The 14,108-nt window shown below is 71.6% G+C and carries 12 protein-coding genes; 7 read left to right on the forward strand and 5 right to left on the reverse strand.

The features are described 5' to 3' along the window. Positions 1–107: 107 nt before the first annotated feature. Entirely contained in the window at positions 108–1,277 is a 1,170-nt protein-coding gene (locus ACIBK6_RS00110) for a steroid 3-ketoacyl-CoA thiolase (RefSeq protein ID WP_399047409.1), read from the reverse strand. Between the two features lie 237 nt (positions 1,278–1,514). Between ACIBK6_RS00110 and ACIBK6_RS00115 the strand changes: the two genes are divergently transcribed. Then, positions 1,515–2,762, forward strand: coding sequence for a cytochrome P450 (locus tag ACIBK6_RS00115; protein WP_399047411.1), 1,248 nt, complete (start codon positions 1,515–1,517; stop codon positions 2,760–2,762). An 85-nt stretch (positions 2,763–2,847) separates the two neighbouring features. Then, on the forward strand, positions 2,848–3,813 hold the full coding sequence (locus ACIBK6_RS00120) for a phosphotransferase family protein (protein WP_399047412.1): 966 nt from the start codon (positions 2,848–2,850) through the stop codon (positions 3,811–3,813). Between the two features lie 64 nt (positions 3,814–3,877). Here ACIBK6_RS00120 and ACIBK6_RS00125 read toward each other — a convergent pair whose 3' ends face one another. Beyond that, positions 3,878–5,938: a bifunctional glycosyltransferase 87/phosphatase PAP2 family protein gene (locus tag ACIBK6_RS00125; RefSeq protein WP_399047414.1), complete on the reverse strand. Its 2,061-nt coding sequence runs from the start codon at positions 5,936–5,938 to the stop codon at positions 3,878–3,880. Between the two features lie 198 nt (positions 5,939–6,136). Between ACIBK6_RS00125 and ACIBK6_RS00130 the strand changes: the two genes are divergently transcribed. The 3 genes from ACIBK6_RS00130 to ACIBK6_RS00140 all read left to right on the forward strand — a co-directional run bounded on the left by ACIBK6_RS00130 (position 6,137) and on the right by ACIBK6_RS00140 (position 8,206). After that, entirely contained in the window at positions 6,137–7,246 is a 1,110-nt protein-coding gene (locus ACIBK6_RS00130) for a DUF2330 domain-containing protein (protein ID WP_399047415.1), read from the forward strand. Positions 7,247–7,324: 78 nt separating this feature from the next. Further along, a complete protein-coding gene (locus ACIBK6_RS00135; RefSeq protein ID WP_399047416.1) occupies positions 7,325–7,654 on the forward strand; it encodes an antibiotic biosynthesis monooxygenase family protein in 330 nt (109 codons plus the stop codon). 48 nt (positions 7,655–7,702) lie between these two features. Further along, the gene (locus tag ACIBK6_RS00140; RefSeq protein WP_399047418.1) at positions 7,703–8,206 is read left to right on the forward strand and encodes a GNAT family N-acetyltransferase; all 504 of its coding nucleotides are present in this window, start codon (positions 7,703–7,705) and stop codon (positions 8,204–8,206) included. Positions 8,207–8,221: 15 nt separating this feature from the next. Here ACIBK6_RS00140 and ACIBK6_RS00145 read toward each other — a convergent pair whose 3' ends face one another. Then, positions 8,222–10,264 carry a DHA2 family efflux MFS transporter permease subunit gene (locus ACIBK6_RS00145; protein ID WP_399047420.1) on the reverse strand — a complete coding sequence of 681 codons (2,043 nt, stop codon included), beginning with the start codon at positions 10,262–10,264 and terminating at the stop codon, positions 8,222–8,224. A gap of 213 nt (positions 10,265–10,477) precedes the next feature. Between ACIBK6_RS00145 and ACIBK6_RS00150 the strand changes: the two genes are divergently transcribed. Next, a complete protein-coding gene (locus ACIBK6_RS00150) occupies positions 10,478–11,494 on the forward strand; it encodes a peptidoglycan-binding protein (RefSeq protein ID WP_399047422.1) in 1,017 nt (338 codons plus the stop codon). Positions 11,495–11,680: 186 nt separating this feature from the next. Then, positions 11,681–12,355, forward strand: coding sequence for an HAD-IA family hydrolase (locus ACIBK6_RS00155; protein ID WP_399047424.1), 675 nt, complete (start codon positions 11,681–11,683; stop codon positions 12,353–12,355). A gap of 75 nt (positions 12,356–12,430) precedes the next feature. On the opposite strand, the gene ACIBK6_RS00160 is transcribed toward ACIBK6_RS00155, so the two are convergent. Together ACIBK6_RS00160 and ACIBK6_RS00165 are read right to left on the reverse strand one after the other, a co-directional pair. Continuing rightward, on the reverse strand, positions 12,431–13,012 hold the full coding sequence (locus ACIBK6_RS00160) for a TMEM165/GDT1 family protein (RefSeq protein WP_399047426.1): 582 nt from the start codon (positions 13,010–13,012) through the stop codon (positions 12,431–12,433). A gap of 256 nt (positions 13,013–13,268) precedes the next feature. Further along, positions 13,269–14,012, reverse strand: a complete 744-nt coding sequence (locus tag ACIBK6_RS00165; RefSeq protein ID WP_399047428.1) for an ABC transporter permease — start codon at positions 14,010–14,012, stop codon at positions 13,269–13,271. Positions 14,013–14,108: the final 96 nt, after the last annotated feature.

Genomic DNA, 14,108 nt, shown 5'->3' on the forward strand with positions numbered 1-14,108 from the left:
CTGGGGGCTTTGCCCCCAGACCCCCAGTCCTCAATCGCCGGACGGGCTAGAGAAGTTAAGCCTCTCCGGCGTTTGAGGAGCGGGGTCTGGGACGGAGCCCCGGGAAGCTACAGGCGCTGGATGATGGTGCCCGTCGCCAGCGCTCCGCCCGCGCACATCGTGATCAGCGCGAACTCCTTGTCCCGGCGCTCCAGCTCATGCAGCGCCGTCGCGATCAGCCGCGCCCCCGTCGCCCCCACCGGATGCCCCAGCGCGATCGCACCCCCGTTGACGTTCACCTTCTCCAGGTCCTGCTCGAAGACCTGCGCCCAGCTCAGCACCACGGACGCGAACGCCTCGTTGATCTCCACCAGGTCGATGTCCCGCAGGGACATCCCCGCCTTCCCAAGCACCGCCCGCGTCGCGTCGATGGGCCCGTCGAGGTGGTAGTGCGGATCGGCCCCGACGAGCGCCTGCGCCACGATCCGCGCCCGGGGCCGCAGCTTCAGCGCCCGCGCCATCCGCTTGGACGCCCACATGATCGCCGCAGAACCGTCCGAGATCTGCGAGGAGTTGCCCGCCGTGTGCACCGCCGTCGGCATGACCGGCTTGAGACTCCCGAGCGCCTCCATCGACGTGTCGCGGAGCCCTTCGTCCCGGTCGACCAGCCGCCACATGCCCTGCCCGGCGGCCTGTTCCTCCTCGGTGGTGGGCACCTGCACGGCGAACGTCTCCCGCTTGAACCGCTCCTCGCCCCAGGCGACGGCCGCCCGCTCCTGCGACAGCAGCCCGAGCGAGTCGACGCGTTCGCGCGTGAGCCCCCGGTTGCGGGCTATCCGCTCGGCGGCCTCGAACTGGTTGGGGAGGTCGACGTTCCACTCGTCGGGCCACGGCTTCCCCGGGCCGTGCTTCGACCCGGACCCCAGCGGCACCCGCGACATGGCCTCGACCCCGCAGCTGATCCCGACATCGATCACCCCCGCCGCGATCATGTTGGCGACCATGTGACTGGCCTGCTGCGAGGAGCCGCACTGGCAGTCGACGGTGGTGGCGGCGGTCTCGTACGGCAGTCCCACCGCGAGCCAGGCGTTGCGCGCCGGGTTCATGGACTGCTCGCCGGCGTGCGTGACCGTACCGCCGACGATCTGCTCGACGCAGTCGGCGTGGATGCCGGTGCGGCCGAGGAGTTCGCGGTAGGTCTCCCCCAGCAGATAGGCCGGGTGCAGATTGGCGAGCGCGCCTCCACGCTTGCCGATGGGCGTGCGTACGGCTTCGACGATGACGGGTTCCGCGGCCATGAGCTCGTCCTCTCCTGACACAGCCGCTGGGTGTCCCGGCACCGCACGGCCACGAACTGATACGCGTTCTAGTTCTGAGTGCAGTCTTATGAGAGCTACCCCGGGTACGCAAGGGTTGTGCACGCCACACATGGGGAGTTCGAACCGCAACAGATGCTGCCGCAAGCCTTGCCAGTTGTAGAACCCGTTACTACCTTTCGGACCACATCTGATGGGCCGTCAGACATGGAGTGGCCAATGCGTTGCCCCCACCTGCCCGACGGGTTCGACTTCACCGACCCCGATCTGCTCCAATCCCGCGTGCCTCACCCGGAGTTCGCCCAGATGCGGCAGACAGCTCCGGTGTGGTGGTGCGCCCAGCCGGCCGGCATCTCCGGCTTCCAGGACGAGGGCTACTGGGCGGTGACGCGGCACGCCGACGTCAAGTACGTGTCCACGCACCCGGAGTTGTTCTCCTCCAACACCAACACCGCGGTCATCCGCTTCAACGAGTCGATCAGCCGCGAGCAGATCGAGGTCCAGAAGCTGATCATGCTGAACATGGACCCGCCCGAGCACACCCGGGTCCGCCAGATCGTCCAGCGCGGCTTCACCCCGCGCGCGATCCGCTCCCTGGAGGGCGCGCTGCGCGACCGCGCCCGCAGCATCGTGGACGCGGCACTGTCCGAAGCCAACAAGAACAACGGCTCCTTCGACTTCGTCACCAACATCGCCGTCGAACTCCCCCTCCAGGCCATCGCCGAACTGATCGGCGTCCCCCAGGAGGACCGGACCAAGATCTTCGACTGGTCCAACAAGATGGCGGCGTACGACGATCCGGAGTACGCGATCACCGAGGAGATCGGCGCCGAGGCGGCCATGGAGCTGGTGTCGTACGCGATGAACCTCGCGGCGGCGCGCAAGGAGTGCCCGGCGAAGGACATCGTCTCGCAGCTGGTCGCGGCCGAAGGCGAGGGCAACCTGCTCTCCGACGAGTTCGGCTTCTTCGTCATCCTGCTGTCGGTCGCTGGCAACGAGACCACCCGGAACGCGATCAGCCACGGCATGCACGCCTTCCTGACCCACCCCGACCAGTGGGAACTCTACAAACGCGAGCGCCCCGACACCACGGCCGAGGAGATCGTGCGCTGGGCGACCCCGGTGGTCTCCTTCCAGCGGACGGCGACCCAGGACACCGAACTCGGCGGCCAGAAGATCAAGGCGGGCGACCGCGTCGGCATCTTCTACTCCTCCGCGAACAACGACCCCGAGGTCTTCGAGGACCCGGAGCGCTTCGACATCACCCGGGACCCCAACCCCCATCTCGGCTTCGGCGGCGGAGGCCCGCACTTCTGCCTCGGCAAGTCCCTGGCGGTCCTCGAAATCAACCTGATCTTCAACGCCATCGCCGACGTCCTGCCCGGCCTCCACCTCGCGGGCGACCCGCGCCGACTGCGCTCGGCGTGGCTGAACGGCATCAAGGAGCTCCAGGTAACGCGCAGTTGACCCGCCCCCGAAGCCGGGAGGCAGGGGCCCATCCCCCCTACGCCCCGCCCCTGTCTCCTCCCGGACACCTCGCTACGCTCGCCCCATGGATGACGGGGTGGACGCGGGGCAGGGCTGGGACACCACCCGGCTGTGGGTGGAGAAGAGCGTGGGCGGGGGCGCGCGGGTCGAGCGCGTGGTGACGCTGCACGGCGGCTGGACCTCCGAGATGCGCCGCCTGTACGTCGGCGGCGACCGCCCGCGTTCCGTGGTCCTGCGGTCCTTCGTCAAGGAGTTCTACGTACGGCACGCCGCCGGGCTGCTCACGCGCGAGGCGGACGTCCTGACGCTGCTCGGCCGCACCGGCGTACCCGCCGCCGAACTCATCGCCGTCGACCCGCGCGGCGAGCACTGCGCGCACCCCTCGCTGCTCATGTCGCTGCTCCCAGGAGAGGTACGCATCGACATCCCCGGCGCCGAACAGCGCACGCCGCTTCTCGCCCGCCAGCTCCTCGACATCCACCGCGTCGAGGTCGGCGCGTCCGACCGGCCGCGCGACTACGAGGCCTGGACCTCCGCCGACCGCGTCCGGGTGCCCGAAACGACCCGCAGGCCCGAACTCTGGCAACGCGCCATCGACGTCATCCGGCGCCAACCGCCCGCGTACCGGCCCGTGTTCCTCCACCGCGACTTCCACCCGGGCAACGTCCTGTTCACCGGCACCGGCACCGGCACCGGGCTCCGCGTCAGCGGCGTGGTCGACTGGGTGGAAACCTCCTGGGGACCCGCCGACCTGGACGTGGCCCACTGCTCGACCAACCTCGCGCTCCTGTACGGCGCCCCGGCAGGACTCGACTTCGCCGGGCAGTACGCCGCAGCGGGCGGACAGCTCTCCCCCGACCCGCTCGACCGCCTGTACTGGTACCTCCTCGACGCCCTCGCCTTCGCCCCGGACGCCGAGAAGGTGGCCGTCCCCTGGCGCGAACTCGGCCGCACCGATCTCACGCCGGGCCTCGTCAGGGAGCGTCTTGAGGCCTACCTCCAGGGCCTGTTCGAGCTCACCTCCGAGTAGCGCGTCCCCGGGTTGCCCGATCTGGTCCTGGCCGCCGATCGCCCGCCAAGCCACTGAAGCGGAGCTACTTCGGGGTGGCCGGGGCCGATCCCGCGCTGTCCGCGGGCAGCACCGTGCCCGGCCATGTCTCGGCTCGGGGATGCGGCAGCTCGGGGAGCTGAACGCGGCGCGGACCGGCCAGGGCGTACACGAGCCCGAAGCCGGCCGCGACGACCGTCGCGCCGCCGATCGCGTCGAGCACCCAGTGGTTGGCGGTGGCGATGATCGCGCAGACCGTGAACAGCGGGTGCAGCAGGCCGAGCAGCTTCATCCAGAGCTTCGGCGCGCACAGCACGATGACGATTCCGCACCACAGCGACCAGCCGAAGTGCAGCGAGGGCATCGCCGCGTACTGGTTGGTGACCTCGGTCATCGCGCCGTAGACGGGCCTGGCCAGGTCCTGCGGGCCGTGCACCGTGTCGATGAAGCCGAGGCCCGGCATCAGGCGCGGCGGGGCGAGCGGGAAGAACCAGAAGCCGATCAGGCCGAGCAGTGTGGCGAAGCCGAGTGAGGCGCGGGCCCAGCGGTAGTCGGCGGGGCGGCGGACGTACAGGACGGCGAGGATCGCCATCGGCACGACGAAGTGGAAGGACTCGTAATAGAAGTTGAAGAAGTGCTCCAGCCACTTCACGTGCTGCACACCGGAGTTGGCCCAGTGCTCGATGTTGATGTGCAGGGCGCGTTCGATGCCGACGATCGTCCTGCCGTGCGCCTGTGCCGTCTCGCGGCTGCCGGTCGCCTCGGCCCTGATGTGCGAGTAGCCGGAGTAGCCGACCCGTATCACCAGGAGTTCCAGGAGCAGGTTGGGGCGGGTCACCACGCGGCGCCAGAACGGCAGCAGCGGGACGTGCGCCCAGCGGGCCGGGACGGGCCTGACATACGTGGTCGGGACCGGGGTGCGGAAGTTCTCGTCGGCGCGCGGCAGGAACGGCACCGCGCAGGCGGCGGCGAGCGCCACGATGAGGAGCAGATTGTCGCGCAGCGGCTGGACGGCGGCGATGTTCGGCAGGATCACGTCGCCGGGCAGCACCAGGATCAGGATCACCGTCGCGGGCCAGACCTTGCGGTCGGCGGCCCGCCGTCCGGCCCGGCCGACGGCGGCGAGCAGCACCCACAGCAACTGGTGCTGCCAGGCGGTCGGCGAGACCGCGACCGCGACGCAGCCGGTGAGGGCGACGGCGAGCAGGAGCTGGCCGTCGCGCGCGTAGCGGACCGCGCGGCGCAGGCCGAGGGTGATCACGGCGGCGGCGAGGGCGGTGAAGAGGACGATCTCCAGCGGGCCGTGCAGTCCGGCGCGCAGCAGCGCTCCGTGCAGGGACTGGTTGGCGAGGCTGTCGGCCCGGCCGCCGAGCCCGGCGCCGGCCAGGTGGTGCACCCAGTACGTCCACGAGTCGTGCGGCAGCGCTGCCCAGGCGAGCGCGGTGGCGGCGGCGAAGGTGGTGAGGGTGGCGGCGCCCGCGCGTCTGCGGCCGGTCAGCCACAGCAGCGGGACGAAGAGCAGCACGGTCGGCTGGAGGGCCGCGGCGATGCCGATGAGCACCCCGGAGACGCGTTCACCGCGTACGACGAACAGGCCGAGCAGCACGAGCAGGACCGGGATGATGCCGGTCTGGCCGAGGTGGAAGGCGTTGCGCACCGGCAGCGACACCATGAGCAGGCTGATCGCGACGGGCGCGGCGAGCAGGGAGCTGCGGCGCGGGACCGGGCCGGGCAGGGCGCGGGCCACGACCAGGCCGAGGACGACGACGAGCAGCAGCGTGGCGAACGTCCAGCCGACGCCGAGTGCCTGCTCGGCGGCGTGCGAGAGCGGTCTGAGGACGAGCCCGGCGAAGGGCGTGCCGGTGAAGTGTTCGGTGCCGGTGCCGTAGAGCGAGCCCTTCACGTGGAAGGCGCCGCCGGCGCGGGTCCAGGTCTCCAGGTCGGTGAGCCGTTCACCGGGTGGCAGCCGCAGCACGGCCGCGATCTGGCGTATCGCGAGTACCGCCGCGAGGAGCCACAGGACCACGCGGGCCGTGCCGATTCTCGGGTCCACCGTGCCGGTGTCCACCGCGCTGCCGCGTCCGCCACCGCGCTCCGCATTCGCCACGCCCCGCCGAACCTTCCGCCGATCGTCCTGTGCTCCCAAACCTTGTCACCACCCGGGGGTAAGGACTCAGGCAACCCCCTCTTCGCCTGACTGTCACCCGGATTTGCCCAGAACGGGAACGTACCGGAACCGCGCGCGCCGCAACTCCGTCGTAGCTCCCGTCGATCACCTGGTCGAACACACGGGGGGTATGCGGAGATGCGGGACGCGCAGAGGCTGTGGCGCCGGGCGCTGCTGGTGGCATTGGCGCTGGTGGCGCTTCAGCTGGGCTCGCTGGTGGCCCCCGCGTATGCCTGCGGCTGCGGGGCGATGGTGGCGCAGAGCGGGCGGCAGCTGAGCGTGCGGCAGGAGACGTCGGCGGTCCGTTGGGACGGCCGCAGCGAGCAGATCGTGATGAGACTCACGGTCGACGGGAACGCGCGGCGGGCCGCCTGGATCATGCCGGTGCCGAGCCGGGCGACGGTGAAACTCGGCGACCGGCGGCTCTTCGACGAGCTGGAGTCGCTGTCGGCGCCGGTGCACCGGACCCGTTCGTACTTCTGGCCGCGCGGCGGTGACTGGCCGCTGGACGGCGGTCGCGCGGACGGCGCGGGCGCCCCGAGCGCCGCGGCGAAGCCGCCCGTGGAGGTGGTCGGCCGACAGCGGCTCGGCCCGTTCGACGTGGCCCGGCTCACCGCGACCGACCCGACGGCGCTGCGGGACTGGCTCGCGCGCAACGGCTTCCAGCTGCCGCCCGCCCTCGCCACCGAACTGCGGCCGTACGTCGAGCAGAAGTGGGAGTACGTCGCGATCCGGCTCGCCCCCGAGCAGCCGGGGCAGACGCTGGGCGGTCCGCTCGACCCGCTGAGCCTGACCTTCGCGAGCGACCGCCCGGTCTACCCGATGCGGCTCTCCCGCCTCGCGAAGACCCCGCAGACGCTGAACCTGTACGTGCTCGCCGCGCACCGGATGGAAACGGCGTCCACGATCGGCGGCGGGCCGCCCGAGACCCTGTTCGCGGGGCGGATCGCGCACCCGTCGGGCGCCCTGGGCGACCTGACCGGCCGCCCGGACGCGGTCTATCTGACCGCCCTGACCCAGTTCTTCGGCCAGCCGTCCCTGATCACCGGCGACCACGAACTGCATCCGTCGCCCGACGACACGCCCTTCCAACGGGCCTGGTACACCGACGAGTTGATGACGGTGGGCGGAATTCCGGCGTGGCTGTTGACGGTGGGGGGCGTGCTGCTGGTGTTGGCGGTCGGGGGCGGGCTGATCATCCGGGTGCGTCGTACGCGGCGGACGAGGGGTGCCCTCACCCCGTCTTGACCTGGCCATGTAGCAGACTGCCCGTACATGGACGAGGCGAAGGCGCCACCCCGGCGGCCTTCTGACGAGAGGTGTCGCGTGCCCAGCGTCGTAAAGATCAACGTACTGACCGTGCCGGACGACCAGCGCGAGGTGCTGGAGAAGCGCTTCGCCTCGCGGGCGGGCTCGGTGGAGAACTCGGACGGGTTCGAGTGGTTCGAGCTGCTGCGCCCGGCGGAGGGCACCGACAAGTACCTCGTCTACACCCGCTGGCGCAGCGAGGAGGACTTCCAGAACTGGATGGCCACCTCCATGCGCGGCGCGCACGGCGGCGCCCAGGGTGAGGGCGGCGAGCGGCCCAAGCCCGCCGCCTCCGGGTCCACGCTGTGGTCCTTCGAGGTCGTGCAGCAGGCCGCGCCCAAGGCGTGAGCGTAATTCGGTGGCCGTGGCGGGGGCGGCTGGGATAGGCAGTGCCCCATGAGTTGGATCATGGCCACCGAGCGGTACGACACCCCCGACGCGAGCCTGCTGCGGCGCGACTACTACGACGAGGTGGCGAGCCGGTGGTACGGCCGGCCCGCCACCGACGAGGAGGTCGAGGCGGGGCTCACCGGTGACGGCGCGGATCAACTGCGCCCGCCCACGGGGGACTTCGTGGTCGGCCGGTACGAGGGCCGGGCCGCGGCCTGCGGCGGCGTACTGCTGTGCTCGGAGGCTCCCATGATCGACGGCACGTCTCCGGCGACGGCGGAACTCACCCGGGTCTTCGTACGCCCCTTCGCGCGCGGGACCGGGGGCGGCGGGGCGCTGCTCTCAGCCCTTGAGGACGCGGCCCGGCGCCTGGGCGCGCGGCGGCTCGCGCTGGACACCCGGCACGATCTGGTCGAGGCGCGGGGTCTGTACGCGAAGCACGGCTACCGCGAGGTGGCCCCGTACAGCGAGGGCCCGTACAGCGAGCGCTGGTTCGCGAAGGAGCTGTAGCCGCGGCCGCACCGCTCACGCCGCGTGATCCCGGGGCGCCGGCGGTCCGCCGGGCTGCTCCGCGTCGGAGCCTGACAGTTCCGCTGTCAGTTCGGCGACCAGCTTCACCAGGTCGGTGGGGCGGTCCGGGCCCCACCAGTCGCCGAGGAGGTCCGCCAGGGACTCCTCCCGTGCGGCCGCCAGGCGGACCGCCACCTCGCGGCCCTGCGGCGTCAGCACCATCGGCATGCCCTCCCGCCGCGCCAGGCCGCGGGACTCGACCTGGCGGGCCGCCTCGGTGATGACGTGCAGCGGAACAGGGCTGCGCTCCGCGAGCACCCCGGGTTCGGCGGAGCCGTACTTGTTGATGCGCAGGAGCAGCCAGCTCGCCGCCGGGAGCAGGTCCAGGTCCGCCTTCGCCGTGATCGTCTCGTAGATCTGGCGGCGGCCCTCCCGCGTGCCGAGGACCGACAGCGCCCGCGCGCACTCGTCGTACGAGGACCGCTCGACGGGGTTCGAGGCGACGGTCTGGCTGGCGTCGGGCGCGGTGACCGCACCCCGCAGCTTGTCCTCCCTCAGCAGCCATGCGATCACGAAGGCGATGAGGACGACCGGGGCCGCGTACAGGAAGACGTCGGTGATGGAGGACGCGTACGCGTGCAGCACCGGTTGCCGTGCCGCGGGCGGGAGTTGGCCGATCGCGCGCGGGTCGGCGGAGATGGTGGCGGGGCCGACGCCGGGCGGCAGCTGCTGTCCGGCGAGGGCGGCGGACAGCTTGCCGCCGAGGCGGTTGGTGAAGATCGTGCCGAAGATGGCGACGCCGAACGAGGCGCCGATGGAGCGGAAGAACGTCGCGCCCGAAGTGGCGACGCCCAGGTCCGCGTAGCCGACCGCGTTCTGCACGACCAGGACCAGGACCTGCATGACCAGGCCGAGGCCCGCGCCGAAGACGAAGAAGTAGACGCTCATCTCCCAGGTGGAGCTCGACTCCGTGAGCCGGTGCAGGAGCAGCAGGCCCACCGTCGTCACCGCCGTGCCGGCGATCGGGAAGACCTTCCAGCGCCCGGTACGCGACACGATCTGGCCGGACGCCGTCGAGGTCACCAGCATGCCGAGGACCATCGGCAGCATGTGCACCCCGGACATGGTGGGCGAAATGCCCTGCACGACCTGGAGGAACGTCGGCAGGTACGTCATCGCGCCGAACATCGCGAAGCCCACGATGAAGCTGATGACGGCGACGAGGGAGAAGGTGCGGATGCGGAAGAGCCGCAGCGGCAGGACCGGCTCGACCGCCTTGCGTTCCACCGCGATGAAGGCCGCGAGCAGCACCGCGCCGAGCACCGCGAGCCCGACGATCTGCGCCGAGCCCCAGGGCCAGGTCGTACCGCCGAGCGAGGCGACCAGGACCAGGCAGGTCGCGACCGACGCGATGAGGAAGGTGCCCAGGTAGTCGATGGTGTGCCGCATCCCGCGCACCGGGATGTGCAGCACGGCGGCGATGACGAGGAGCGCGACCACTCCGATGGGAAGGTTGATGTAGAACACCCAGCGCCAGCTGAGCTGTTCGGTGAAGAAGCCGCCGAGCAGCGGGCCCAGCACACTGGTCGCGCCGAACACCGCGCCGAACAGGCCCTGGTACTTCCCGCGTTCGCGCGGCGAGACGATGTCGCCGACGATCGCCATGGACAGCACCATCAGCCCGCCGCCGCCCAGGCCCTGGAGTGCGCGGAAACCGATCAACTCGCCCATGTTCTGGGCCACTCCGCACAGCGCCGAGCCGATGAGGAAGATGACGATCGCGGCCTGGAACAGCTTCTTGCGGCCGTACTGGTCGCCGAGCTTGCCCCAGAGCGGGGTGGCCGCGGTGGACGCCAGCATGTACGCCGTGACGACCCACGACAGGTGCTCCATCCCGCCCAGCTCGCTGACGATGGTCGGCAGCGCGGTCGAGACGATGGTCTGGTCGAGCGCGGCGAGCAGCATGCCGAGCAGCAGCGCGCCGATGGCGACCAGTACGGTCCGCCGTTCCTGCCCCTCACCCGGGGCGACGGTGGCGGGAGCGGTTTCCTGAGCCATGGCCACGCCCCATCCGTTGTGTGCTCCGACTCGTCCGTCGTGTGCTCCGACTCGCTCTCACCATCTTGATCGGAATGTACGGAAATGGCCTGCCGGGGTCGGCCACCCACCCCGGGTGCCCGTCGGGCGCCCGGCATAATCGCACGCAGTCCAAGGGGAGGGGACCCGACGATGACCGGACACGGCTGTCCTGCATGCGGTGCGGAACGCGGGGTGGACGGCAGACCCGGCTGCGCCTGCGCCGAGCGCGCCGCCGAGACCCTGCACGCCGAGCGCTCGGCGGAGGCCGCCGCCTCGGAGGACTTCGACCCGCTGCGGATCCGGCCGTATGTGACCCTGCCGAACGCCGGGGCGCCGCCGGTCGCCGAGGACCCTGGCGCCGCCACCCCGCCCCCGCCGCCGGACGCGGCCGAGACCATGCCGCTTCGGACCGTGCCGGCCGACGAGACCATGCCGCTTCGGGCCGTGTCCGTAGACGAGACCGCGCCACTTCCGGCCATGCCCGCCGACGACACCGCACCGCTTCGGGCCATGCCCGCCGACGAGACCGCGCCACTTCCGGCCATGCCCGCCGACGACACCGCACCGCTTCGGGCCATGCCCGCCGACGAGACCGCGCCGCTTCGGCCTCCGCCCCGGAACCGGAAACACCGCCGCCTGGCCGCGCTGACCATCGGCGCGGCCGCCGCTGTCGTCATCGGGACCGCCGCCTTCGCGAGCACCCTGTTCGCCGGGGACGCCGCGCCGAAGCAGGCACTGCCGGATGTAACGGACACCGGCGTTCCGTACAGCGGCACCGGCAGCGCCTCCGCCGACACGCCCTCGGCCGTTCCGTCCCGTACGAGAAAGGCCGCCCCGCCCCACTCCGCCGCCCCGAAGCCGTCGGCCCCGCCCTCGCCGTCCGCCGCCAGGGCCGCTTCGCCCAGCCCGTCGAAGGCCTCGCCCTCCCCGTCCGCGTCGGAGCAGCCGTCCGACGGCCCCAGCCGGCAGCCGCTCGCCTCCCGGGGCGCCACCCTGCGGCGCGGCGACAGCGGGCCCGCGGTGCTCGAACTCCAGCAGCGGCTGGCCCAGTTGGGGCTCTACGGCGGCAGCATGGACGGCGGCTTCGGGTCCGCGACGGAGCGTGCGGTGAGCAGCTTCCAGTCGTACATGGGCATCGACGGCGACCCGGCCGGGGTGTACGGACCGCAGACCCGGCGCGCACTGGAGTCGATGACGGACCAGCCGTAGCTCCGCGCGACCCGGGTATTCCAGGTGACCGGGGTAATCCACGTAACAGGGGGGCGGGTGGCACAACCCGTTCCGCGTTTTGTATCGTGGGGAAACAAAGTGATCCCTGCCTGTACTCCCTGACCGGCGGGCGGGGATCACCTTTGTTTTCTGTGCCACCCCGCTCCCGCGCCCTGGAGTCCGCCGATGTCGGTCCGCACCACGACCACCACCGTCCTGACCGCCCGCGCGTTCCTCCTGGACATGGACGGGACGATCGTGAACTCCGACGCCGTGGTGGAGCGCTGCTGGCGCCGCTGGGCCGAGCGGCACGGCCTCGACCCGGAAGCGGCGCTCAAGGTCGTCCACGGCCGCCAGGGCTACGCCACCATGGCCGTGCTGCTCCCGGACCGGCCGATGGAGCTGAACCACGCCGACAACAAGGTGATGCTCGCCGAGGAGACGGCGGACACCGACGGTGTCGTGCCGGTCGCCGGCGCCCCCGCCTTCATGGCCGCCCTCACCGGGCTGCCGCACGCGCTGGTCACCTCCGCCGACGCGGCGCTCGCCCGGGCCCGTATGACGGCCGCCGGGCTGCCGATGCCCGCCGTGCGGGTCACCGCCGAGAGCGTGGGCGCGAGCAAGCCGGACCCGGAGGGCTTCCTGAAGGGCGCCGCCGAGCTGGGCTTCGACCCTGCGGACTGCATCGTCTTCGAGGACTCGGAGGCCGGTATCGCGGCGGGCCGGGCGGCCGGGATGCGGGTCGTCGGCGTGGGCCCGCGCGCCGCCGAGCACAATCCGACGGCGTACGTCCCCGATCTCACGCACCTCACCGTCACCGGGCAGGCCGACGGCACCCTGCGCCTGGAGATCACCGGCTGACCTGGCCGACCACGAACGAACGGCCCCCGTCCTACCACGGGGGCCGTTTTCCTGTCCGGCGCCGGTGCGGCGGCCTCAGCCCGCGATCGCCTCGAACAGGCTGAACCCGGCGAGCGCCAGCATCAGACCGGCCGCCACCTTGGTGATCAGGTGCAGCGGCACGTGCTTCATCAGCTTCCGGCCGCCCAGGATGCCGAGCCCGGCGACCGCCCACAGCCCGAGCACCGCGCCGATGCCGACGGACAGCGGGCTGTTGTAACGCGCGGCCAGGTTGGCCGTCATGATCTGGGTCAGGTCGCCGAACTCGGCGACCAGGATGAGCATGAAGCCCGCCCCGGACACCTTCCAGAAGGACTGGTCGGCGGGCGCCTTCACTTCCTCGTCGTCCTCGCCCTTCTTGAAGAGCAGCATCGCCGCGCCCGCGAGGAAGAGCACCCCGACGATCGCCTGGAGCAGCCGGTGCGGCAGCAGGGTCAGCACGCTGCCCGCCGCGATGGCGAGGACGACGTGGACGGCGAAGGCGGCCGCGACGCCGACGAAGACGTACGAGGCCTTGTAGCGGGTGCCGAGCATCAGTCCCGCGAGGGCGGTCTTGTCGGGGAGTTCGGCAAGGAAGATCACACCGAAGGTGATCGCCATGATCGTGAAGCTGAGCACGGGAAGGATTCCTCAATCGGTCGGGCACGGCCGCACCGAGAGCAGTTCCGAGCTGAGTCCGGGGTCGCTTCGGCACGGCAGCGCCATGAATGGTCATGGTCACTGCGGCCGAAGGTCTCGCTGGCGGGTCCCTCGCGGGCACTCGCCTCCGGGCGCCGGCCGAGACCCCTGGGGGACTCAGCAGTATGTCGACGTTCCGGCGAAGAGCTACTCCCCTTCTGCGCCGTCCAGCGTACGGCATGCCCGGTGCACCCGGTCAGAGTCTTGCGTCCCGATGCATCTTGCCCCGTGCGACGAGCTCAAGGACCACCGACACCGCGATCGCCTGTACGGCCATGAGCGCGACAAGCACGAACAGCTGGACCGCGCCCGCCTGCACGGGTGAGGCGCCGCCGAGCAGCATGCCGACGAACGCGCCAGGGAGGGTGACCAGGCCCACCGTCCTGGTCTGGTCGAGGCCGGGCAGCAGGGCGTCCGAAGCAGCCGGCCTGGCCACTTCGAGGCGGGCGTCCCGGTCGAGCAGACCGAGCGCCATCGCGGCCTCCACCTCGCCGCGCCGCACCGTCAGCTCGTCCAGGGCCCGGCGCCCGCCGAGCACGGTCGCGGTGAGCGCGCCGCCGATGAGGATGCCGGTGACCGGGATCAGGGCGATGCCCTTGACGGGGACGAGTCCGGTGAGCAGGAGCGCCGCGACGACGGGCACGACGCCGGCCGCGATGGGGGCGGCCGCCCACCACCAGGTGCGGTTGGCGGTCATCCGGCGGCCGGCGGTGCGTACCGCGACGGCGAACATCAGGGTCAGGAATCCGAGCAGCAGCGGCACGGAGCCGACCACCCAGTGGATCGCCAGGGCGACCACGGTGAGCTGGACCGCCGCGCGCACCCCGGCGACGAGGATCTCGCGGTGCCGCCCGAGATGCGCGGCCGCGGCGACGCCCGCCGCGACGAGGAGCAGGGCGACCAGGACGACCCCGAGCGTGACATTCACCGGCAGCAGCACGCGCCCACCGTACGACGCCGGGCCCGGGAACCCCGCCGACGGCCTCCCAGCACTGCGCGTACGCCCGCCGGGCGGGACCCAACGCCTTCTGACACC

The sequence above is a fragment of the Streptomyces sp. NPDC050485 genome, from assembly GCF_044458185.1.
Lineage (GTDB): Bacteria > Actinomycetota > Actinomycetes > Streptomycetales > Streptomycetaceae > Streptomyces.